This is a genomic window from Actinokineospora auranticolor, assembly GCF_041897805.1.
In the GTDB taxonomy this organism is placed as follows: domain Bacteria; phylum Actinomycetota; class Actinomycetes; order Mycobacteriales; family Pseudonocardiaceae; genus Actinokineospora; species Actinokineospora auranticolor.
This window is the reverse complement of sequence record NZ_CP154825.1, coordinates 7,701,746-7,723,558: the sequence shown is the minus strand read 5'-3', so window position 1 is coordinate 7,723,558 and position 21,813 is coordinate 7,701,746. Positions and strand designations below refer to the sequence as shown.

Sequence of the window (21,813 nt, the reverse complement as noted above, 5' to 3'; positions counted from 1 at the left end):
AGTGGACCGGTGGGGCCACTCGCGAGTGGCCCCACCGGGTCAGCGGCCGGTCCTGGGCGGGCCGGGCGGCTGCCGGTCGTCCAGCGGCACCAGGTTCCCGTTCGCCACCAGCTCGTCCACCGACGCCTTGAGCAGGTACGCGACGCCGCCGCCGGGCTGGTCGAACCACGGGATCGCGACACCGGTCAACGCCTGGGTGGGCTTGACCACGCGGTACGCGCGGTAGGGCCGGTTGATCCAGTCCGGCACCAGCGACCGCCGCTCGAACGGCGTGCCCGACGCGTAGGTCAGGTTGCCGGTGGGATCGCCGAACCGGTCCACTTCGGTCCCCGGGGGCAGCTCCATCAACTGCTTGCCGCGGAACAACGTCAGCGGCGGCTCGCCCGCGCAGGGCTGGATGGGCCAGTCCTGCGGCCTGCGCGAGGTCGGCTCCGTCCGGTTCAACCGCGACGCCGCGGGCTCCGGCTTGCGCGGCGCCCGCGGCTGCGGCCGCTGGGCGACCTCGTCGTCGTCATCGTCGAACACCGGCGCGGGCGCGACCGCGGTCGGCGCGGGCTCGGCGCGGCGCGGCGGGGTGAACAGGTTGTCGACCGCCTGCCGTGGCCGCTCGTCCCGGCTCGGCCTGCGCTCGGCCCGCGGCGGGCGCGGCGTGATGTCGAGGACCAGCTTGCCGATCAGGAACGCCGACGCGTCGGCGACGTCCTCGAACACGGCGGGCGCGACGAACCGCTCGTCGAACCACCCGACGCGCCAACCCTCACCGGTCTGCTCCATCGTCCACGCGGGACCGGAAGGCGAGCCGATCCGGTACCGCGACTCGGGAATCCCCAACGCCGTCAGCCGGACCCGCAGGCGCTCCACCATCTCGGCGGGCGAGTTCTGCGACGGCAACGCCGCGGCGGGCGGCTGCCGGTCCGGAGTGGACGGTTGCGGGGGCGCGCTCGACGCCCGGTTCGTGAAGTCCCCGACGGCCGCCCGCAGCGGCTGGACCTCGCTCTCCGCGACGACGCTGGGCGCCCGCTCCCACGGCGCGCTGCCGGATGCGCCCGGCTCCGCCGCGGGCTGCTCGAACCGCCACAGCGGCTCGCCCTCGGTGGGCTGCGCGGTCTCCGCGTGCAGGGCCCGCCGTCCTCGACGGGGCTCGACGGGTTCGTCGGCGTCGAGTTCGCCGTGCCCTCGTTTGTCCACAGTGGACTCACTCGGGTGTTCGTCGCGCGTCGCGGAATCCGGAGCCCAAGGCGAACCCGCCCAGTCCTGAACCGGGGTCTCCGTGGTCGCAGGCGTCTGCGGAGCCGCCGCCGCCTCGCTCGGCGCCCACGGGGAGGTCGCGTCCTTGTCGTCATCGGCGAAGGGCGACCACGGCGCGGTCGACTCCGCACTCGGCTCGGCGCTTTCCGGCGAGCCCGCCCGACGCGCTGCCCGCCCACCGTCGACCGGCGCCCGCGAAGTCGGGACCTCCGCGGTCTGCTCGCCCGCATCCGGTGCGGGCGAAGCGGTCGTGGCCTCGGAAGTCGTGCGCGACTCGGCCGGTGTGTCGGTGGTCCGGTCGCTCGACGCGGACTGGTCGGGGGCCGCCGCGCGTGTGGTCGGGGCCTGGCCGGTGACGGCCGGTGCGTCGGTCGTTGCCCACGACGTGGCCTGGCCGGTGTCAGCGTTCGCGCTGGGGGTCGCCTCGGCGGTCCGAGCGGGCTGGTCGCCGGACGGTGCGTCCGGCTGGGCTGCCCAGGGCGCGGTCTGGCTGGAGGGCGACGGCTCTGCCGGTGTGTTGGTGGTGGCCCAGGGCTGATCGTCGGACTGGGCTGCCCAAGGCGCGGTTTCGCCGAGAACCGTGTCGGCAGTCGTCGACTGCGGCTCTGCCGGTGTGTTGGTGACCGAGGGCTCAGCAGGTGCGCCGATGGTGGCGCGCGTGGCTGGGGCCTGGTCGTCCGGCTGAGTCGCCCAGGGAGCCGCCTGACCGGTAGTCGTCCAGGTGGAGGCCGGTGCGTCCGGCTGGGTGGTGGCCCAAGGGGTCGCTGCCGAGACCAGGGTGCCCGCGGGCGAGTCCGGCTCAGGTGTCCACGACGCCTGACCGGCGGTGTCGGAGGAGCCTGCTCCCGCGCTGGTCGTTGCCCAGGTGGTCGAGGTCTGGTCGCCCGGCTGCTCGGGTGCCCAGGACGGTGCCCGGCCCGCGGTGTCGGAGGCCGCCGAGTCCGGCTCGGTCGCGGCGCCGGAAGCGGCCGCGGTCTGATCGCCGGGCAGTGAGTCCGGCCGCGAGGCCCAGGACGGTGCCTGGCCTGCCGCTTCGGCGGCTGCCGAGTCCTGCTGCGTCGAGGTGCCGGTAGTGGCCCAGGTGGCAGAAGGTTGGTCGGTCGAGGGGGAGTCGGCAGGTGCCCGGTGGGACGCTTGCGCGGTCGCGGAGTCCGACTCGGCCGGGGCACCGGCCCACGCGGTCGAGGTCTGGTCGCCTGGCTGCTCGGGGGACCAAGACGGTGCCTGGCCGGTGGCGCCGGACGAGTCAGGTATTGCTGAGGCCTCGGTCGGTGCCCAAGTCGACGTCTGGCCGCTGGGCAGTGCATCGGGCTGTTCAGGTGTCCAGGACGGTGCCTGATCGGTGGTGGCGGACGAGTCGGGTCCTGCTGGGGCGCTGGCCGTCGCCCAGGTGCTCGACGTCTGGCCGCTGGGCAGTGCGCCGGGCTGTTCTGGGGTCCAGGACGGTGCCTGGTCGGTGGTGGCGGTGGAGTCGGGACTCGTTGCGGCGTTGGTGGTTGCCCAGGTGCCCGAGGTCTGGTCGCTGGGCACCTGCTCGGGGGTCCACGGCGGCGCCTGGCTGGTGGAGTCGGAACCAGCCGGGGCGTTGGTGGTCGCCCAGGTGCTCGCGGTCTGGTCGCCGGTCAGTGAGTCCGGCTGCTCGGGAGACCACGACGGGGCCTGACCGGCAGTGTCGGAGCTAGTCGTGTCCGGGGTGCTGGTGGTCGTCCAAGACAGCGGCTGGGCGGCGGTGGCCGAGTCCGGCTGTGCAGGCGCCCAAGGCTGGTTGCCCGCTGGTGAGTCGGCTGGCGCCCAGGACGGTGCCTGGTCGGCGGGCTCGGCGGTTCCGGACTGTGCCTGGGTGTCGGTAGCGGGAGTCTGGTTGCTCGGCTGCGGGGCCCACGACGATGCCTGACCGGCGGCGTCGGAGGTCGCCGAGTTCGGCTCCGCCGGGGCGTTGGTGCCCCAGGGAGTCGAGGCCTGACCTGCGCCAAGCCGCTCGGGAGTCCACGACGGTGCCTGGCCCGCGGTGTCGGCGGAGTCGGGTTCTGCCTGCGATTCGGCAGGTTCCCAGGACGGTGCCCGGCCAGGCTCGGCGGTACCCGAGTCCGGCTGCGCTGGAGTGCTGGCGGCCCAGGTGTCGGAGGTCTGGCTGCTGGGCAGTGCGCCCGGCTGGTCGGTGGCCCAGGACGGTGTCTGGCCGATGGGTTCCGCGCCACCCGAGTCCGGCTGCGCCGGAGTGCTGGTGGAGGCCGTTTGGCTGCTCGGCAGTGCGCCGGGCTGCTCTGGGGTCCACGACGGTGCCTGGCCGGCGAGTTCGGAGGTCCCCGCGCCAGGCTCTGCCGCGGCCTTGGTGGCCCAGGTAGCCGAGGCTTGGCCGCTCGCCGGTGAGTCGGGCTGGTCGGTGGCCCAGGGCGGTGTTTGACCGGCGGATTCCGGGTGGGCTTGCGCCGGGGTGCCGTTGGCGGCCCAAGTGGTCGACGGCTGGTCGGACAGCCCCCAGGGCGGCGTCTGAGCGGCGGTTTCGGCCGCGGTGCCTTCCGGTGCCCAGGTGCTCGAGGGCTGGTCGCTCGGCTGCGCCGGGAGCGGCTCCGATGCGGTACCGGCCCACGAGGCCTTGTCGGCGGTCGGCGCGTCCGGCTGGGTGGTCCACGGCTTGGCGGTCGCCCACGACGGGGTCTCGGCCTCGGCGGTCTTGCCGGACGCGCCCCACGCACCCGGCTGGCCTGCAGACCACGGCGTGCTCTCGCCCGTGGCCTGGTCGGGGGTGTCCGACTCGGGCGCCCAAGTGGAGGCGTGGCGGGACTCCGCCGGGTCGGCGGCGGGTGCGTCCTGGCCGGGCTTGTCGGACGCTCCCCAGGTCACCGAGCTGAAGTCGCTCGACGGCGCCTCGGTTGCCGGGTCGGTCTCGGGCTTGGCCGGTGCCCACGTGCTGGACTCGGCGCGGTCGTCGGTCTCGACCGCGGCACTGTCCTCCGTCGACTCCTCCGCGGCATCGGTGGTCGCGTGGCGGGACTGGGTGACCTCGGCCGGTGCCCGGGTCGACGAGTCCTCGGTGGTGCCGTCGGCGACCGGGGTGCTCGGCTCGAACGGCGACCACGGCGAGGCGGCCACGGGCTCCGCGCCGTTGCGGGTACCCGGCTCGGCCTGGGCGGCGGACGGAGTCCAGAGGTCCGCGGCGGCGCTGTCCGGCTGGACCGCGGGCTCGAACGGCGACCACGGCTTGGTCTCGTCCGCCCGCGCACCCGGCTCCGATGGGCTCGTCCGGCTCCACGGCGGCGCCGCGGCCTCGGACGCGGGGGTGAACGCGTCGAACGGGGTGCCGTAGGCGCTGGCCTCGGTCTTGCTCGGGGCCACGCGCTCGGCGGACGTCACGAAAGCGCTGGCGATGTCGATCGGGCCCGGTGTCGGGCGGTCGTCGGCGCCGGGGGCGGACTCCTCGGCGGGCAGCCACGGGGCCTCGGCCGGGCTCGCGGGGAGGACTTCCTCACCGGCTCGGGCCGTCAGGCCCGCCCCGACCTTCGGCTGGGACGCGCGCGGATCGGGCAGCCTCGGCGACGAACCGCCGTCGCCACCCGGCTCGGATTCACCCGAACGAGACCTTCCGCGCCCGGTGTCCGGACCGCCGAACTCGCGGGAACCACCGGTCGACCCACGGCGGTGCGGCGCGGTTTCGGACTCGGCACCGCCGAACCCGCCGTTGCCGGGCTCGCCTGCCGAGTCGTCCGGACGAGGCTCGACCCGCCCGGCCTCCGGACCGCCGAAGTCGCCGCCCTGGTCGCCCGGGGATTCACCCCTACGAGTGCCGCGGCGGGTCGCCTCCGGGCCGCCGAACCCGGGTTCTCCGGTGGCGCCTCGGGTGCCCTCAAGGCCACCGGGCTCCTCGCTGCCCTGGTCCCCGTCTGCGCGGGTGCTGTCGGGGATGCCGAAGGCCGCAGGTCCGTTGCCGAACCCGCCAGGCTCACCGCCGGATCCGCCCGGGCGAGCGCCGCCGCGGGCCGTCTCACGGCCGCCGACCACGTGTTCTCCGGGGCCACCGAACCCACCCGGCTCACGGCTGCCCTGGTCACCGCCGGATCCGCCCGTGCGGGCGCCGCCGCCGAACCCGTGCTCGCCTGCCGCGCCCCGAGTGCCCTCGGGCATACCGGACCCTGCCGGTCCGTTGCCGAACTCGCCGTTGCCCTGGTCGCCTGTGGATTCGCCCGTGCGGGCGCCACCGCGAGTGCCCTCACGACCGCCGAATCCGCCAGGTCCGCCACCGAACCCACCCGGCTCGCCGTTGCCCTGGTCCCGCGCCGAATCACCCGCACGAGAACCGCCGCTGCCGCGCACTCCGGCCGGGGAGCCGTTCAGGGGCACGTCCGGGCCGCCGGGGCCACTGCGGAACCCACCCGGCTTGCCGTCCTGCTCCCCGACCGAATCGCCCGGGCGAGCGCCACGCGCTGCCTCCGGGTGGTGGCCGTTGACCGCTTCGGCACCGTCGAAACCACGAGCCTGGTCGGCCGGCGATTCACCCGGACGGGGAGCGAAACCCGCCAGACCGGGCTCCGCCGACCCGTTGCGACCCGGGCCGGTCGGGGGGTGGCCGTTCACCCGCGGCGGCATCGGCCGTCCGCGGTTGAGGAACGCCGCCGCGTTGGCTCTGGCCTGGTCGTCCACCTCGGGGAGCGCGAACCCGGCCCGCCGGACGTGTTCCACCAGGTCGGGCTCCGGGGGCACGCCGTGCGCCCGCAGGTAGTAGTTGACCGCCGCGGGCCAGATCCAGGCCCCGTCGGTGTGGAACGCGACCGGCACCGTCTGCCGACCCTCGTCGTCGAGGTGGTCGGTGTCCAGCCCCCGGCTCGGCAGCGCCAGCGGCGCCTCGTCCAGGTAGCGCAGCAGCGCCTCCGGGTCGTCCACCGGCGGCCGGTTGATCATCGGGCGGCCCGACGGGCCCTTGCCGTCGAAGATGCGCGCGACCCGGAACGGCGGCTTCAGCGCGGCCATCCTGCGGACCATCCACTCCGGGACGTTCTCGTCGTCGCGGGGGAAGGCGCGCAGGTCGTCGGTGTAGGCGGGCAGCGGCGGCGGGTTCAGCCACTTCGGCTCGTCGCGGTCGTATTCCAGGTTGTACGCCGACGGCTGTTCCAGCAGGTAGCGGGCGTTGAACCAGGTCCCGCGCCCCTCCCGGTACATGCCCGCGCGCAGCCTGCTCAGGAGCATGGCGATGTCCGAGGACACCTTGATGTCCTCGGTCGTCTCGTCCGCCAGCGTCACCCGGGCGCTGGTCTCCAGGTAGCGGCCGAGGGCCCGGTACTCGACGACGATGGACGCCCACCGCGCCGGGGCGGCCCGCAGCAGCGCCAGCCCGATCTGCTTGACCAGGGCGTCCTGTTCGGTCGGGTTCAGCTGCGTCGGTAGTGCCACGGTGACATCTTCTCCTGATGGCATGCCTTCGGCATACGGTGGATCGATCGGTGCCGGTCTGCCTGCGACGATGACATATCGTTATCAGCCGGTCGGGTAAGTGGGGCACAGTGACCGGGTGCTGGGTCCTTATCGCCAATTACTCGCGACCCGCGGTCTCGCCGGTCTGCTGACCTGGTCCCTGCTCGGCAGGCTGCACCTGCCGGGTACCCCGCTGGCCATCACCTTCCTGGTCGCGGGCTGGACCGACTCCTACCTCGCCTCCGGTGTCGTGGGTGGTCTGTACACCGTGGGTGTCGCCGTGGGTGGGCCACTCCGTGGACGGTCCGCCGACACGGGTGACCCCGTCAAGCTCCTCGTCGCGCTCTCCCTGGCCTACGCGACGGGGATCACGCTCCTAGCCTTCCTGCCAACCCTCCTCCCCGCCACCCTCTGGCCGGTAGCCGCCGCCGTCGCCTGCGCGGCGGGCCTGGTCCAGCCGCCCGTGACGCAGATCGCCCGGGCGAGCTACCCGCGACTGGCCGCCGACCCGGCAGTCCGGCAGTCCGTCTACGCGGTCGAGGCCACACTGCAGGAACTGCTGTGGGTCGTCGGCCCGGTCCTCATCGCCGCCGTGGCCACCGCGGTCAACCCGCTGGCGGGCATGCTGACCTGCGGTTTCCTCGCGCCGGTCTGCACCGCCGGGTTCGCCGTGGCGGTTCACCGGGCCGGGCTGCGCACGCCGGTGCCGCGCGCGGACACCGCCGCCGGGTCGGTCCTGCGCCTGCCCGGCATCCCCGCGGCGCTGCTGACCTGCATGTTCCTCATCGCCCCGCTGATCGTCCTGGACATGACGATCGTGGCCTGGGCCCGCGACTTCGGCTCCGCCTCCGCCGCCGGTCTGCTGCTCGCGGTCTGGTCCGTCGGCTCGGCCGTCGGGGGGCTCGTCGCCGGGGCGCGGACCGCGCCACCCGTGCTGACCAGGCGGATCCTGCTGATGGCGGTGGGCATCCTGGCCCTGGTCGTGGTGCTGCCGCCGGTGGTGGACGGCTCGGTCTGGCTGCTCGGCGCCGTCCTCGCGGTGGGTGGCGCGGCCGTCGCGCCCGCACTGGCCGCGGCCAACAACCGGGTCGGCGACCTGGCGCCCGAGGGCCGCGCGTCGGAGGTGTTCGGCTGGGTCATGATGGCCGCCACCCTGGGCGGGTCGCTGGTGCTGCCGGTCGCGGGCTGGCTGCTCGACCACGTGGGCCCGGCCGCCGCGGCGGGCGCCTCCGCCGCGTTCGCGCTGGCCGCCGCGCTGTGCGCGCAGACCGTGCCGGACCCGGCCGGGCGGGTGCGCGCGACCGGATAGTGGGCGGTTTGGTGTCAGCGTCACAACTGTGCCAGCCTGCTGCCGCCCCACCCGAAGGAGGAGCATGTCCGACGGCGACCTCGCGCCGCACCTGAGCAGGCTGGGTCTGCCCGACGACGACATCCGGGCCTACCTCTACCTCCTGCGCACCGGCCCCGCCACGGCCGAGGAGGTCGCGGCGGGCCTGCCCGGGCCGGTCGACGGCGTGCGCCGGTCGGTGCGCACCCTCGTCGACGCGGGCCTGCTCGGCGCGGGCGGCCCCGACGGGCTGGTCATCACCCCCGTCCCACCCGGCTCCGGGCTGCAGATCCTCAGCCGCCGCCGCGAGTCGGAGCTGGAGCAGGCCAGGGTCGCCACGCTCAACGCCTACGACACCTTCCGCCGCGCGGTCTCCCCGCAGCGCACCGACGACCTGATCGAGGTCGTCACCGGCACCGCCATCGCCCAGCGCATCCAGCAGATGGAGCTGAGCGCGCGCACCGAGATCCGCAGGCTGGAGTCGCCGCCGTACTTCGCCGAGGGACACGTCAACAACGCGGAGCTGGAGCAGCTGGGACGCGGTGAGGTGACCTACCGCGTGGTCTACGCGCGCGCCGCGATCGAGGACCCCGGCCGCTACGCGCAGAACATCCAGCCGTGCGTGGCGGCGGGGGAGCAGGCCAGGGTGCTGCCCGAGGTGCCGGTGAAGCTGACCATCGTCGACCAGCAGTTCGCCACGGTGTCGCTGCCCGTGGCGGAGGCCGACGTCAACCGGTCGCTGCTGGTGGTCCGGCCGTCCAGTCTGCTCTCGGCGCTGATCGGGCTGTTCGAGGCGTCCTGGCGGCTGGCCGTGCCGCTGCACGCGGGCGCCCGCGCGCCGTCGCCGGTGCAGCCGATCGAGCAGCGGCTGCTGGGTCTGCTCGCCGCGGGCGCCAACGACGACTCGATCGCCCGCCAGCTCGGCGTGAGCAGGCGCACGGTGTTCCGCCACCTCCAGCGGCTGATGGACCACGCGGGCGCCACTTCCCGCTTCCAACTCGCCGTGCACGCCGTCCGACACCGGTGGATCTGACCGTGCGCCTCTTAGCCGTAGCGGCCTCCCTGCTCGCGGGGCTCGCGTTGGCGGTGCAGAGCAAGGTCAACGGCGCCTTGGGCCACGCGTTCGGCGACGGGCTCTTCGCCGCGTTGACGTCCTTCGGCGTCGGACTGGTCCTCTTGGTCGTCATCGTCGTCGCGACACCGTCGTGGCGGTCGGCCGCACCGCGGTTCACCGCCGCGTTGCGCTCGGGGGAAATCCGCCCGTGGCAGTGCCTCGGCGGCGCGGCGGGCGCCTGCTACGTCACCTCCCAAGGCCTCACCGTGACCCTGCTCGGCGTGGCCATGTTCACCGTGGCAGGCGTCGCGGGCCAGGTCGTCAGCAGCCTGCTGGTCGACCGCGCGGGCTTCGGCCCCGGCGACCCGCGCCCGGTGACCCCGACGCGCGCGCTCGGCGCCCTGCTCACCGTCGTCGCCGTCGGCATCGCCGTCTCCGACGAACTGTCCACACCGGACCACCTGTGGCTCTCGCTGGTCCCGGCGCTGGCGGGCGCGGGCATCGGCTGGGCGCAGGCGGCCAACGGGCTGGTCGGCGCGGCCACCCGCAGCGTCGGGTTCGCCGCGCTGGTCAACTTCGCCGTGGGCACGGTGTTCCTCGTCATCGCCTGCCTGGTCGACGTGCTCGCGACCGGGCTGCCCGCCGCGCCGCCGTCCGACCCGCGCCTCTACCTCGGCGGGACGTTGGGGGTCGTGCTGCTGCTGACCACCGTGTTCGCCGTCCGGCAGATCGGCGCCCTGCTGGTGGGCCTGTGCGCGGTCGCGGCGCAGGTCGCAGGCGCCGTGCTGCTCGACGTCCTGGCCTCCGGCGGCATCGAGGTGACCACCCTCGTCGGCACGGTCGTCACGCTGCTCGCCGCCGGGCTCGCCGCGGTCCCGAGCGGACGGGCACGGGTCGCGGTGCGTGGATAAGAGGCAATGCCAGAATGGGGTACGTGACCGCGAAGATCCTTGACGGCAAAGCCACCCGCAACGCCATCCTCGCCGAACTGCGCACCCGGGTCGAGGCGCTGGCCGCGCGCGGTGTCGTGCCCGGGCTGGGCACCGTGCTCGTCGGCGACGACCCCGGCTCACACGCCTACGTGCGCAGCAAGCACAACTTCTGCCAGAAGATCGGCCTGAACTCGATCCGCCGCGACCTGCCCGCGCACACCACGCAGGCCGAGCTCGAAGCGGTCATCGACGAGCTCAACGCCAACCCCGAGTGCACCGGCTACCTCATCCAGCTGCCGCTGCCCGGCCACCTCGACGCGGGCCGCGCGCTGGAGCGGGTCGACCCGGCCAAGGACTCCGACGGCCTGCACCCGACCAACCTCGGCAAGCTCGTGCTGGGCGACGCCGGTCCGCTGCCGTGCACCCCGGTCGGCATCGTGGAGATCCTGCGCCGCTACGAGATCCCGCTGGCGGGCGCGCACGTCACCGTGGTCGGCCGCGGCGTCACCGTGGGCCGCCCGCTGGGCCTGCTGCTGACCCGGCGCAGCGAGAACGCCACCGTCACCCTGTGCCACACCGGCACCAAGGACCTGGCCACCGAGGTGCGGCGCGCGGACATCGTGGTGGCCGCCGCGGGCAACGCGGGCCTGATCACCGCGGACATGGTCAAGCCGGGCGCGGTCGTGCTCGACGTGGGCGTCACCCGCACCGAGGCGGGCCTGGTCGGCGACGTGCACCCGGACGTGCGCGAGGTCGCCGGGTACCTCGCGCCGATGCCCGGCGGGATCGGGCCGATGACCGTGGCCATGCTGCTGAGCAACACCGTCGACGCCGCCGAGCGGGGCTTGCCCGCGTGAGTTCCCCACCGCAGCGCGGCGGCGGGCGGCACCCGGTCCTGGTGCACCTGCCGTTCGCCATGGTCATGGCGGTCGTGGTGCTCGGCCTGGTGCGCATCATGCAGTACTACTGGCGCGAGGGCTCGCTCTGGATCGGGCTCGCGCTGCTGCTCGCGGGCGGGCTGCGGGTGCTGCTGCGCGACGAGCAGGCCGGGCTGCTCGCGATCCGCAGCCGGGCCATCGACCTGCTGCTCTACGGGCTGTTCGGGGTGCTGGTCATCGCCGTCGCGGTGACCATCGAACCCGGGCCGATCAGCCACTGAGCTCCGTGATCAGCCGGGCCGAGGCCGCCTCGTCCAACGCCACGCTGAGCAGCTCGACCACCACCTGGTCGTAGCGCTTGACCTCGGCGGTGTCCTCCACGAACAGGCTCGACGTGCGGTTCTCCAGCAGCACCAGCGCGCCGCGGCGGTGGAACTGCATGCGCCGGAACGACCCGCGCAGCCCGGGGTGCCCGTGGTGCAACCGGGGGACGACCCGGATCGTGACGTTCTGCTTCTGACCCGCCTCGGTCAGGTAGCGCAGCTGACCGCGCATCACGTCGCTCCCGCCGACCACCGTGCGCAGCGCGGCCTCGGTGAGGATCGCGTAGTAGCGCGGCGGCTGCGCCTTGCGCAGCACGGCCTGGCGGCGGATGCGGTCCGTGGTGCGGTCCTCGATCGCGCGCTCCTCGACCATGTCCACCTCGCGCAGCACGGCCTGCGCGTACGGCACGGTCTGCAGCAGCGCGGGCACCAGCGCCGCCTGGAAGTCGACCAGCATCTCGGCCTTGGACTCCAGCACCCGCAGCGTCGCCGACGGCCGCTGCTCCGGCCACGCCGTGGGCTCCGCGGCGTCGCGGGCCAGGGCGAGCAGGTCGTCGCGGTGGGCCTCGCGCACGCCGTAGAGGACGAGCAGCGCGGTGACGTCGTCCACCTTGTGCGGCCTGCGCCCGTTCTCCAACCGGCTCAGCTTGGACGTGCTGATGCCGGTCTTGGCGGTCACGTCGGCCAGGCTCAGCCCGGCGGTCTCGCGGTGCGCCCGCAGTTCCTCGCCGAGCAGTTCCAGCCGGACCGTGGTGTCCGGTGCGTGGAGCGTCACCCAGGCATGATCTCCGTGCTCGGGAGGAAGTAACCACTGGTGAGGGGCCTTGTCGGGGTAAGTCCACCCGATGGGGTCGAGACCCTGCTCACCGCGCGGGGTCGGCGGGCGCCCTGCTTGGTAGCCTCCCCCCTGCCGGGCGACGTCGCCGACAGGGCACCGACTGCCGCGTGACCGCTGGCGCTGAATCATCCATCTGTCTCGGGAGGATCTGCCAAGTGGCACCCGTCAACGTCACCGTCACCGGCGCGGCCGGCCAGATCGGCTACGCCCTGCTCTTCCGCATCGCCTCCGGTGCCCTGCTCGGTCCCGACACCCAGGTCAGCCTCCGGCTGCTGGAGATCCCGCAGGCCGTGAAGGCCGCCGAGGGCACCGCGATGGAGCTCGACGACTGCGCGTTCCCGCTGCTGAGTGGCATCGAGGTCACCGACGACGCGAAGAAGGCCTTCGACGGCGCGAACGTGGCGCTGCTCGTCGGCGCCCGCCCCCGCACCAAGGGCATGGAGCGCGGCGACCTGCTGGAGGCCAACGGCGGCATCTTCAAGCCGCAGGGCGAGGCGATCAACGCCGGTGCCGCCTCGGACATCCGCGTGCTGGTGGTCGGCAACCCGGCCAACACCAACGCGCTCATCGCCCAGCAGCACGCGCCGGACGTGCCCGCGGCCCGCTTCACCGCGATGACCCGCCTCGACCACAACCGCGCGATCTCGCAGCTGTCGTCGAAGCTGGGCGTGTCGGTCGGCGACATCAAGCGGCTGGCCATCTGGGGCAACCACTCGGCCACCCAGTACCCGGACGTCTTCCACACCGACGTCAACGGCAAGTCCGCCGCCGACATCGTCAACGACGAGACCTGGCTGGCGGAGAGCTTCATCCCGACCGTGGCCAAGCGCGGCGCGGCGATCATCGAGGCGCGCGGCGCGTCCTCGGCGGCGTCGGCGGCCAACGCGGCCATCGACCACATCCACGACTGGGTGCTCGGCACGCCCGCGGGCGACTGGACCTCGATGGCCATCCCGTCGGACGGCTCCTACGGCGTGCCCGAGGGCATCATCTCCTCGTTCCCGGTGACCTGCCAGGGCGGCGAGTACTCGATCGTCCAGGGCCTGGAGATCAACGAGTTCTCCCGCACCCGCATCGACGCCTCGGTCGCCGAGCTGGTCGAGGAGCGCGACGCGGTCCGGGCGCTCGGCCTCATCTGATCCGACTGGTCCGACGCTGACACGGCGGCTCGCGCGGGATTGCCCGTGCGAGCCGCCGTTCGTGTTCTACGGTGCGGGGGTGACCTTGATCCCGTGGCCGGTGCCGGAGCCCCAGTTAGCCCAGGCGACGCACCCGGTGCTCGCCGACGCCGCCCGCGCCGCGGCCGCCGCGTACCGCGAGGCCCGGCGCCTGCACACCCGGCCGCAACTGGCCGAGGAGCTGGCGATGGGCGCGGACGGCACGCCGACCATGCGGGTCGACTCGATCGTCGAGGACGCCATCGCCGAGTCCGCCCAGCGGCACGGGGTGAACCTGCTGTCCGAAGAGGCCGGTTTCGTGGATTGCGGTTCGGCCACCACGCTGGTGATCGACCCGCTCGACGGCTCGTCGAACGCCGCGTCCGGTGTGCCGCTGTCCTGCTTCGCGGGCGTGCTGGCCCGCGACTCCATCGCCACCGAGGCGCTGACGGTGTGGCTGGACACCGGCCGCTCGTGGTGGGCGCGCGCCGGTCAGTCCACTCCGTACCGGACCAGCGGACGCACCACACTGGACGGTGCCGCGGTCTGCCTGCTCCGACCGAAACCGCACGCCCGCGACGAGTGGCTGCGCGTCGCCGACCGCGCGGGCAGGCTGCGGATCCTCGGGACCACCTGCCTGGAGTCGGTGCTGGTGGCGGAGGGCTCGGTCGACGCCTTCGCCGACCCCGGCTCGGACACCCTGCGCATCGTCGACCTGGCGGCGGCGATGGTGACGGTGCCCGCCGCGGGCGGGGCGGTCGTCGACGCGCGCGGCCGGACCCTGGAGTTCGACCCGGACCTCACCCGCCGCTGGTCCGGCATCGCCGCGGCCACGCCCCGGCTGGCCGACGAGGTCGCCGAGACCGTGCTGGGCTGATCGCTAGGGGACGAGCACGGCCTTGCCGGTGACGCGGCGGTCGAGGAAGTCGGCCAGCGCGGTCTTGGCGTCGTCGAGGCGGTACTCGGTGACGGGGACGTCGAGGTCGGCCCGCAGGACGGCGTTGAGGTCGGCGGGGAAGGCGGCGTCGAACTTGACGTTGAACAGCCGGGTCTTCCGGCCGCGGCCGAGCCCGGTGAGCCTGCGCGCCTCCCAGCCGAGCAGCCGGGCGATGATGACGAGGAACGGGCGCAGGGGCGACCCGGACGCGTCGCCGTCGGCCTTGCTGCCGTAGCTGACCAGGGTGCCGCCGGGCTTGAGCATCCGGTACGAGTCGACGAGGTGCCTGCCGCCGATGTGGTCGAACACGACGTCCGCGTCGAGCTGGACCGGCTTCCGGTAGTCCAGCGCCACCGCCCCCAGCGCCTCGACCTCGGTCAACCGGCCCGCCGACGCCGTCCCGACCACGGACGCCCCGGCCTGGCGCGCGAGCTGGACCAGCAGCCGACCCACCCCACCCGAGGCGCCGTGCACGAGGACGGTCTGCCCGGCCCGCACCGTGGCCACGCGGTGCACCATCCGCCAGGCGGTGACCCCGTCGGTGATCAGCGCGACGGCCTTCGCCGGGTCGGTCCCGTCCGGCAGGACGACGAGTTGGCGGGGATCGACCTGCACCTCGGTGGCCCAGCTGCCACCTCGCGGCATCGCAGCCACCAGCTTGCCCGCGAGTGCACCCCCCACGACCGTGCCGACCAGGTCGTAGCCGCTGACGAACGGGAACTCGGGCTGGGCGTAGAAGCGGCCGAACAGCATCTCCCGGTCCGCCGAACCCACCCCCGCCGCCGTCACCCGGACCAGGGCCTTCCGCAGGTCGCGGACCAGCTCGCGGGTGCGCAGCTCCAGCACCTCGGGCCCGCCGCGACGCGTTGCGACAACCTCTTCCATTCGTAACACCCTCTCGCAAAGTTAGAAGCTCTAACGCAAGCTTGAGCCTGTTACCATCGAGCTGTCAAGGAGGGGTGATGAGCAGGCGCGAGCGGTATCGCGAAGAGGTGCGCCAAGAGGCCAAGGCGCACGCCATGGCGCAACTCGCGGAAAACGGGCCCGGCGGTATCTCGGTCAACTCGATCGCGCACCGAATGGGCCTTTCCGGGCCCGCGCTGTACCGCTACTTCCCCAGCCGCGACGCGCTGCTCACCGAGTTGATCTCCGAGGCGTACCAGGACCTGGCCGAAACCCTGGAATCCACCGCCGCCGAGCACCGCGCGGCCGAACCGGTCGTCGCGCTCACCGCCATGGCCATGGCCTTCCGCGAGTGGGCGCTGGCCGGGCCGCAGCGGTACCTGCTGCTCTTCGGCACCCCCGTGCCCGGTTACGCCGCCCCCGCCGAGACGATCGCCGCGGCTCAGCGCGCGTTGCTGGCGTTCGCGCAGGTCCTCGAGCGGCTCCCGGCGCCCGCGTGCCCGGTCGACGAGAGCTTCGGCCAGTGGCTCACCGACCGCGGTGTCGGCGTCGCGCCGTCGGCTTTTCGACAGGCGGTAGTCGGCTGGTCACGCATGCACGGGCTGCTCAGTCTCGAACTCACCGGCCAGTTCGCCCTAATGGGCTTCGACGTGGCCCAGCTATACCGAGACGCGGTGAAATCGGTGCTAAACGGCTAACCCATTCGAGGCTGTATACCCCGATAGCGTGAACGTCTGGCTAATGGCATCACGGGCTGCCGCCAAATGCGTTTCCCTGCTGACGGTTCGCCAACCACCAGCGCGAACACCGGGACAGGAGGCAACGGGATGACCAGCAACACCGAGCACTCGGAGCAGATCATCTCGCTCTACGGCGGCAGCACTCCTGTCCGCTCGCGTTGGAGCTACCGGGCGAACGAGCCCTTCACCGTCGTCGCGGCGTTCCAGACCGACTCCGACCGCTGGGTCGAGTGGATCTTCGGGCGCGACCTGCTGGCCGAGGGCCTGACCCGCCCCGCCGGTGAGGGCGACGTGCGGTTGAGCCCGGAGATCAGCGACGGCCGCCCCGTGCTCGCGCTGGAGATCGAGTCCCCTGACGGCCACGCCGTGCTGGAGATGGACCTGGCCGCCGTGCAGGGCTTCCTCGCCGCGACCACCGAGATCGTCCCGATGGGCGCCGAGAGCGACCACTTCGACATCGATGGCCTCATCGACGAGATCACCAACGTCTGACCGAACCACCCGACGACCGCCCGCCCCGGGAGCCGGGGCGGGCGGTCGTCGTTGTCGGGCGTCGGCGGTCACCTTCGCGGCTGGTCCGCCGCCGGTCGGCGGGTCAGAGGCAGGCCTGGCTCAGCGCGTTGACGGCGTCGAGCTTGTTCTGGGCCCAGGCGGTGATGCTGCTCGGGCTAACGTCGGGCACGGTCAGTTCGTTGACCTTGGTCGCCATGTCGTTGATGGCGTCGCGGACGGCCTGGTCGGCCGTCTTCGCGCTGAGCGCGGTCAGGTCCTCCGCGGTCTTCTTGGCCTCGTCCGCTGTCTTCGACACGTCCTGCGTGCTGGGCGTGAAGTTGGCCAGCTTCAGCGCCTCCAGGCACACGCTGGTCTTGTCGGCCGCGTTGCTCGCCGCGCCGGTCGCCTCGCGCACGGTGTCGCACGCGGTCAGGCCGCCGAGCAGGGCGGCCGCGGCCAGGGTGGTCGCCAGCCGGGATCGCATCATGCCCCCATCGGGTGAGAGGTCAGGTCGACGACAGCGTATCCGTTTTGCCCGGACCTCAGCCCGAAACGAACGCACTGCCCGCGGGCTGCGTCCCCTCCGGCTTGGCCAGGCAGAACAGGTGCGCCTTGCTCTGCCCCCGCGCCTTGACCGGCAGCGGCTCGATGTCCCAGCCCCCGGTGTCCTTGCCCGGCTTGGTGCGCGCGGCCATGGACTCCTTCGAGCACGCCCGCCGCACCTCGGGCAGGGCGGCCATCTCCGTCAGCGTCATCTCGGCCTCCGAGTCGGGTAGCAGCGTGCCCGCGAACGCCTGCCAGTTGTGCTTCGCGTCGCAGTCCATCGGGGTGGCCCGGACGTCGAGGTCGGCGATGTTGACGATGCCGCCGAAGCACTTGTCGACCGCGCAGAGGCCGTGAGCGTCGCTGTCGGCGCAGTTCGCCAACCCCGCAGGTATGGCCGGTGCGGTGCTGCTCGCAGTCGTAGTAGTGGGGGAGTTCGCCCCACCACCTTGTGCCTTCCCATGCCCGAACAGCCCTCGACCGAAGAACCCGGCAGCGACCAAGACAGGCACCGCAACCACGGCTACCGCTATCCGTGCCGTCTTAGCCCTGTCCGTCGCAACACGCGGCATAGGCCGAATCGGACGAAGACCACTGAGTTCGTCCCGTAGTTGCGCCGCGGTGCTAGTACGCCTCGCGGCGTCCGGATGCAGTGCGTTCAAGAGGGCCGCGTTGAGCGCGTTGGGCGCGTTCGGGACGGGTTGGACGGGGGCGCGAAGTGCCGTGATCAGGCTGTCGAGGGACTGGGCGGGCCAGGGGATGTCTCGTGGGCGTGACCCGGAGGCGAGGGTGTAGATCGTGGCGGCGAGGGAGTAGATGTCCCCGGCGGCGGTTGGTGCAGCTTGCGCGAAAACCTCGGGAGCGGCGTAGTAGGGACTAAGCGCACCTACGGTGACCGTGCTCTCGGCATGGGCGTCAAGGATCGCGGCGAGCCCGAAGTCCGCCAACTTCACCGCGCCGAACGAGTTGACCAGGATGTTCGCCGGCTTGATGTCCCGGTGCAGGATGCCGACCTGGTGGGCGTGCGCGAGTGCGTCGGCCAGCTTCGCCCCCATCTCGACAACCTCGTCGAACGGGAGCGGCCCGCGCTGGCTGAGCACATCGGACAGCGAGCCGCCGGTGCAGAGTTCCATGACGATGTAGGGCCTGCCGTCGGCCGTGACCCCGGCGTCGTACACGTTGACCACATTGGGATGCCCCGACAACCGCGCCGCGGCCCGCGCCTCGCGCAAGAACCGATCCCGATCCCGGTCGGTCTGCAACACCCGGTTGTCCACCTTGACGGCGACATCGCGGTGCAGCCGGTCCTGCCGGGCGAGGAAGACCGTGCCGAACCCGCCCTGGCCGAGGGGACCGGCCAGGCTGAGCCCCGCGATCTGCGGTGGAGAAGGCACATCACGCACGCGTGGAATCTACTTCCCCGCCCCCACGAGGCAGACTCTCCCTGCCCTGCCCTGCCCTGCCCTGCCCTGCCCTGCCCTGCCCTGCCCTGCCCTGCCCTGCCCTGCCCTGCCCTGCCCTGCCCTGCCCTCGTCACCCCTGCTTGGCCGCCGCCTTCGCCGCCTTCTTGGTCGCCCGAACCTCCGCCAGAGTCTCCGCACTGGTCACATCAGCCACGGACTTGCGCGAGTCGACCACCCCGTAATCCCCAGCCGCCTCCCGCCACCCCACAGGCACAACCCCCAACTGCTTCCCCAACAACGCCAAAAAGATCTTCGCCTTCTGCTCCCCATACCCGGGAAGCCCCTTGAGCCGCTTGAGCACCTCCTTACCATCCGGCTCCCCACGCTCCCAAATCGCCGAGACATCTCCGTCGTACTCGGCCACCAGGTACTGACAAAGCACCTGCACCCGCTTCCCCATCGACGCCCCGTACCGGTGAATCGCAGGCGGGGTGGTCGACAAGGCCACCCACTCATCGGGGTCATACTCCGCCACAACATTCACATCCAACGAGTTCCCGAGCCGGGTGTAGAGCTTGAAGGGCCCGTTGAACGCCACCTCCATAGGAATCTGCTGGTCGAGCAGCATGCCGATCAAGAGGGCAAGTGGGCTCTCGGACAGCAGGGCGTCCGCGTCGGGGTTCTGCGCGATACAGATCTTCGGCGTCATGGGGTCATCGTGGCACGGGGGCCTGGTCGGGGCGGCGATGGTGGGATCGCGGCTCTCTTGTGGTCAGGGGGTTTCCAAAGACCGGGCTTCCTCGACCCAGGACCGGAGTTGGGGCGGGTCCAGGACCGTCGTCTCGTCCAGTTTCATCGACGCCATCTGCTGGCTGCCGCTCCCCGCCAACAACTCGGTGGGGTCGGTGAGGGATTGGCCCTTCCAGAAGCCCAGGGTGACGTGCTTCGTGTAGGCCTTCACGAAGCACACCGGGGTCTTGCCCGGGGTTTCGCCGAGGCTCCAGACGGGGTGGCCGTGCCACATGGCGGCCGGCGTGGGGAAGGTGGCGTCGATGGCCCCGACCAGCGACTCCGTCAGGGGGCGGAGGGTGGTGGGAACGTTGGCGACGTACTCGGCGACGGTGGGCTTCGGCATGCGGCGGGTCCTCTCGGGTGTGGCTGGTGGCAGTACGTCGGTTGGGGGATGCGACAGGGAATGGGTCCATTCCCTGTCAGGTATCTTCTTCGACGTGTGGGTGGAACTACCCCACCGACTGAGGAGTGACGAATGCGCTACCTGATGATGTCCAAGGACTCCGGCGACAGCACCCCGGACGAGAAGCTGTTCGCCGACATGGCCGCGTTCGTCGAGGAGTTGAGTGCGGCGGGGGTGCTCCTGGCCACCGGGGGGCTCGGGCCGGACGGGATCCGGGTGTCGTCCAAGGGGGACGAGATCACCGTGACCGACGGGCCGTTCGCCGAGGCCAAGGAGGCCGTCGCCGGGTTCGCGCTGGTCGAGGTGCGGTCCAAGGAGGAAGCCATCGAGCTCACCCGGCGGTTCCGCAAGATCGTCGGTGACGGGGAGAGCGTCATCCAGCAGGTCTTCGGTCCGTGACCGACGTCCGGCGGGCGGTCGACGCCGTCTTCAAACTGGAGGCGGCGCGGCTGGTCGCCGGGTTGACGCGGCTCGTGCGCGACGTCGGCCTGGCCGAGGAGTTGGCCCAGGACGCCCTTGTCGCGGCCATGGAACAGTGGCCCGGGTCGGGCGTCCCGGACAACCCGGGCGCCTGGCTCATGGCCGTCGCCAAGCGGCGGGCGGTGGACCACATCCGGCGCGCGGAGACGCTGGACCGCAAACGAGCGGAGTTGGCGAGGGAGGTCCGGGAGGAAGACGCGGCGCAGGACAAGGACGACGTCCTGCGGCTGATGTTCCTGTCCTGCCACCCGGTTCTCCCGACCCCCGCCCGTGTCGCCCTGACCCTGCGCCTGCTCGGTGGGCTCACCGCCGCGGAGATCGCGCGGGCGTTCCTCGTCACCGAAGCCGTCATCACCCGCCGGATCGCCGAGGCCAAGCGGGCCTTGGCCGAGGTGCCGTTCGACCTGCCCGAGCCCGACGCCATGGCCGCGCGCCTGTCGTCGGTACTGGAGGCGGTCTACCTCATCTTCAACGAGGGCTACTCCGCGACCTCCGGCGACGACCTGCAACGCCCCGCGCTGTGCCAGGAAGCCTTGCGGTTGGGGCGTTTGCTGGCCGAACTGGCCCCGCAAGAGTCCGAAGTGCACGGTCTTGTCGCGCTCATGGAGATCCAGGCGTCGCGCACCGCCGCCCGGACCGGGCCGGACGGTGAACCCGTGCAGCTCCACGAGCAGAACCGCGGCCGCTGGGACCGACTGCTCATCCACCGCGGCTTCACGGCGATGCTTCGCGCTCGCCAAATCGGCGGCCCACCCGGCCCGTACGTCCTGCAGGCCGCCATCGCCGTCTGCCACGCCCAGGCCCGCAGCGCCGACGACACCGACTGGCCGCGCATCGCCGCCCTGTACGCGGCGCTGGTCCGCGTCCTCCCGACCGCGGTCGTCCGCCTCAACCAGGCCGTCGCCGTCGGCATGGCGCACGGCCCCGAAGCCGGACTCGCGCTGACCGACGCCATCTCCCTGCCCGACTACCACCTGCTCCCGGCCGTCCGCGGCGATCTCCTCCTCCGCCTCGGCCGCGAAACACAGGCGCGCCTAGAGTTCGAGCGCGCCGCCAACCTCACCACCAACGCCGCCGAACGCGCCTTCCTCCTCCGTCGCGCCGACGCGATCGTCCCCACCCCGACCACGCGCACCCTCGGCCAAGCCTGCGCCGACTTCCTCGCCCGCGAAGACCTGGGCCCCTCGACGATCCGCTCCTACGCCCAAACCCTGCGTCGCCTCTGCCGATCGCTCGGCGACAACAAACCTCTCGACGCCACAACGGCGACCGACATCGCCACAGTCTTCAACTCCACATGGGACAAAGCGGCCCCCAAGACCTGGAACCGCCACCTCTCCGCGGTCCGGACCTTCGCCAAGTGGTCCTCATTGGACAGTCTAGACGGCGAACTGGAACGTCGTCCCGAGACCAGCGAACCGGCCAAACCCGCCCCGCTGCAAGGAATCTGGGAACTCCCCGACGTCCCACTACGCGAACAGACCCTCTGGCGCCTGCTCCACGAGTCCGAAGCCAAGGTCACCACCGTCCTCGCCATCAACATCGAGCACCTGGACCTCGCCGACCGCCGCGCCCGCGTCCGCGGCACCTGGGTCACCTGGCGCTCCGGCACCGCCGCGCTCCTGCCCGCCCTGGTCGCCGACCGCCCCTCCGGCCCGCTCTTCCTCAGCGACCGCCGCCCCGGTCCCGCCCGCACCCCGTCCCCGGACGACCTCTGCCCCCACACCGGCCGCCGCCGCCTCTCCTACGAACGCGCCGAATACCTCTTCAAACAGGCCACCCGCGCCCTCGACCCCGACGGCTACACCCTCCGCGGCCTCAGAACCGGCTGACCACGTCGTCCACCGGTCGAAGGCTTTGACCGGCGACAGGTAGAACAACAGGTGCCCAGCAGCGGAATAATCGTAAGCAGGCGAGAAATATAGCTGCGTCTGGTGTTCCGGTGGCAAACAACATA

General features: G+C 72.5%; 18 protein-coding genes. 11 read left to right on the top strand and 7 right to left on the bottom strand.

Features of this window, described 5'->3' with window-relative positions; all coding sequences use genetic code 11:
• Positions 1-39: 39 nt before the first annotated feature.
• The gene (locus V5P93_RS33695; protein ID WP_104478079.1) at positions 40-6,633 is read right to left on the bottom strand and encodes a glycohydrolase toxin TNT-related protein; all 6,594 of its coding nucleotides are present in this window, start codon (positions 6,631-6,633) and stop codon (positions 40-42) included.
• 118 nt (positions 6,634-6,751) lie between these two features.
• Here V5P93_RS33695 and V5P93_RS33690 point away from each other — a divergent pair, with 118 nt between their 5' ends.
• The 5 genes from V5P93_RS33690 to V5P93_RS33670 all read left to right on the top strand — a co-directional run bounded on the left by V5P93_RS33690 (position 6,752) and on the right by V5P93_RS33670 (position 11,126).
• Positions 6,752-7,963 carry an MFS transporter gene (locus V5P93_RS33690; RefSeq protein WP_245931151.1) on the top strand — a complete coding sequence of 404 codons (1,212 nt, stop codon included), beginning with the start codon at positions 6,752-6,754 and terminating at the stop codon, positions 7,961-7,963.
• Between the two features lie 64 nt (positions 7,964-8,027).
• Complete coding sequence (locus tag V5P93_RS33685; RefSeq protein WP_104478080.1) at positions 8,028-9,014, top strand: TrmB family transcriptional regulator; 987 nt, start codon at positions 8,028-8,030, stop codon at positions 9,012-9,014.
• A gap of 2 nt (positions 9,015-9,016) precedes the next feature.
• Positions 9,017-9,946, top strand: a complete 930-nt coding sequence (locus V5P93_RS33680) for a DMT family transporter (RefSeq protein WP_104478081.1) — start codon at positions 9,017-9,019, stop codon at positions 9,944-9,946.
• Between the two features lie 23 nt (positions 9,947-9,969).
• Positions 9,970-10,824, top strand: coding sequence for a bifunctional methylenetetrahydrofolate dehydrogenase/methenyltetrahydrofolate cyclohydrolase (locus V5P93_RS33675; protein WP_181043363.1), 855 nt, complete (start codon positions 9,970-9,972; stop codon positions 10,822-10,824).
• Entirely contained in the window at positions 10,821-11,126 is a 306-nt protein-coding gene (locus V5P93_RS33670; RefSeq protein WP_245931152.1) for a DUF3017 domain-containing protein, read from the top strand. The genes V5P93_RS33675 and V5P93_RS33670 overlap by 4 nt, the downstream gene beginning before the upstream one ends.
• Here the strand turns inward: V5P93_RS33670 and V5P93_RS33665 are convergent.
• Positions 11,116-11,943 (bottom strand): helix-turn-helix transcriptional regulator, encoded by an 828-nt coding sequence (locus tag V5P93_RS33665; protein ID WP_181043364.1) that lies wholly within the window; start codon positions 11,941-11,943, stop codon positions 11,116-11,118. The two genes, V5P93_RS33670 and V5P93_RS33665, sit on opposite strands and share 11 nt — an antisense overlap.
• A 218-nt stretch (positions 11,944-12,161) precedes the next feature.
• On the opposite strand from V5P93_RS33665, the gene V5P93_RS33660 reads away from it, so the two are divergent.
• Positions 12,162-13,145, top strand: a complete 984-nt coding sequence (locus tag V5P93_RS33660; protein ID WP_104478084.1) for a malate dehydrogenase — start codon at positions 12,162-12,164, stop codon at positions 13,143-13,145.
• A 79-nt stretch (positions 13,146-13,224) separates the two neighbouring features.
• Positions 13,225-14,040 carry an inositol monophosphatase family protein gene (locus V5P93_RS33655; RefSeq protein ID WP_245931153.1) on the top strand — a complete coding sequence of 272 codons (816 nt, stop codon included), beginning with the start codon at positions 13,225-13,227 and terminating at the stop codon, positions 14,038-14,040.
• 3 nt (positions 14,041-14,043) lie between these two features.
• Here the strand turns inward: V5P93_RS33655 and V5P93_RS33650 are convergent, their stop codons facing one another.
• Complete coding sequence (locus V5P93_RS33650) at positions 14,044-14,985, bottom strand: zinc-binding dehydrogenase (RefSeq protein ID WP_104478085.1); 942 nt, start codon at positions 14,983-14,985, stop codon at positions 14,044-14,046.
• A gap of 77 nt (positions 14,986-15,062) precedes the next feature.
• On the opposite strand from V5P93_RS33650, the gene V5P93_RS33645 reads away from it, so the two are divergent.
• A complete protein-coding gene (locus V5P93_RS33645; RefSeq protein ID WP_104478086.1) occupies positions 15,063-15,701 on the top strand; it encodes a TetR/AcrR family transcriptional regulator in 639 nt (212 codons plus the stop codon).
• A 129-nt stretch (positions 15,702-15,830) separates the two neighbouring features.
• The gene (locus V5P93_RS33640; RefSeq protein WP_104478087.1) at positions 15,831-16,235 is read left to right on the top strand and encodes an SsgA family sporulation/cell division regulator; all 405 of its coding nucleotides are present in this window, start codon (positions 15,831-15,833) and stop codon (positions 16,233-16,235) included.
• A gap of 103 nt (positions 16,236-16,338) precedes the next feature.
• Here the strand turns inward: V5P93_RS33640 and V5P93_RS33635 are convergent, their stop codons facing one another.
• The 4 genes from V5P93_RS33635 to V5P93_RS33620 all read right to left on the bottom strand — a co-directional run bounded on the left by V5P93_RS33635 (position 16,339) and on the right by V5P93_RS33620 (position 19,316).
• A complete protein-coding gene (locus tag V5P93_RS33635; protein WP_374065119.1) occupies positions 16,339-16,719 on the bottom strand; it encodes a bacteriophage spanin2 family protein in 381 nt (126 codons plus the stop codon).
• Positions 16,720-16,777: 58 nt separating this feature from the next.
• The gene (locus V5P93_RS33630) at positions 16,778-18,181 is read right to left on the bottom strand and encodes a serine/threonine-protein kinase (protein ID WP_245931154.1); all 1,404 of its coding nucleotides are present in this window, start codon (positions 18,179-18,181) and stop codon (positions 16,778-16,780) included.
• Between the two features lie 130 nt (positions 18,182-18,311).
• Positions 18,312-18,890, bottom strand: a complete 579-nt coding sequence (locus V5P93_RS33625) for an HhH-GPD-type base excision DNA repair protein (RefSeq protein ID WP_104478089.1) — start codon at positions 18,888-18,890, stop codon at positions 18,312-18,314.
• A 63-nt stretch (positions 18,891-18,953) separates the two neighbouring features.
• Entirely contained in the window at positions 18,954-19,316 is a 363-nt protein-coding gene (locus V5P93_RS33620) for a DUF1801 domain-containing protein (protein WP_104478090.1), read from the bottom strand.
• A gap of 132 nt (positions 19,317-19,448) precedes the next feature.
• On the opposite strand from V5P93_RS33620, the gene V5P93_RS33615 reads away from it, so the two are divergent.
• Both V5P93_RS33615 and V5P93_RS33610 read left to right on the top strand, forming a co-directional pair.
• A complete protein-coding gene (locus tag V5P93_RS33615) occupies positions 19,449-19,775 on the top strand; it encodes a YciI family protein (protein ID WP_104478091.1) in 327 nt (108 codons plus the stop codon).
• Positions 19,772-21,688, top strand: a complete 1,917-nt coding sequence (locus tag V5P93_RS33610) for a DUF6596 domain-containing protein (RefSeq protein WP_104478092.1) — start codon at positions 19,772-19,774, stop codon at positions 21,686-21,688. Before V5P93_RS33615 ends, V5P93_RS33610 begins: the two co-directional genes overlap by 4 nt.
• Positions 21,689-21,813 lie beyond the last annotated feature (125 nt).

What these genes read in the sequence shown, in the direction of transcription:
- V5P93_RS33685 (WP_104478080.1), top strand. Translation starts at nt 8,028, where the DNA reads ATGTCCGACGGCGACCTCGCGCCGCACCTGAGCAGGCTGGGTCTGCCC.
- V5P93_RS33650 (WP_104478085.1), bottom strand. Translation starts at nt 14,985, where the DNA reads ATGGAAGAGGTTGTCGCAACGCGTCGCGGCGGGCCCGAGGTGCTGGAG.
- V5P93_RS33645 (WP_104478086.1), top strand. Translation starts at nt 15,063, where the DNA reads ATGAGCAGGCGCGAGCGGTATCGCGAAGAGGTGCGCCAAGAGGCCAAG.
- V5P93_RS33640 (WP_104478087.1), top strand. Translation starts at nt 15,831, where the DNA reads ATGACCAGCAACACCGAGCACTCGGAGCAGATCATCTCGCTCTACGGC.
- V5P93_RS33635 (WP_374065119.1), bottom strand. Translation starts at nt 16,719, where the DNA reads ATGCGATCCCGGCTGGCGACCACCCTGGCCGCGGCCGCCCTGCTCGGC.
- V5P93_RS33625 (WP_104478089.1), bottom strand. Translation starts at nt 18,890, where the DNA reads ATGACGCCGAAGATCTGTATCGCGCAGAACCCCGACGCGGACGCCCTG.
- V5P93_RS33620 (WP_104478090.1), bottom strand. Translation starts at nt 19,316, where the DNA reads ATGCCGAAGCCCACCGTCGCCGAGTACGTCGCCAACGTTCCCACCACC.
- V5P93_RS33615 (WP_104478091.1), top strand. Translation starts at nt 19,449, where the DNA reads ATGCGCTACCTGATGATGTCCAAGGACTCCGGCGACAGCACCCCGGAC.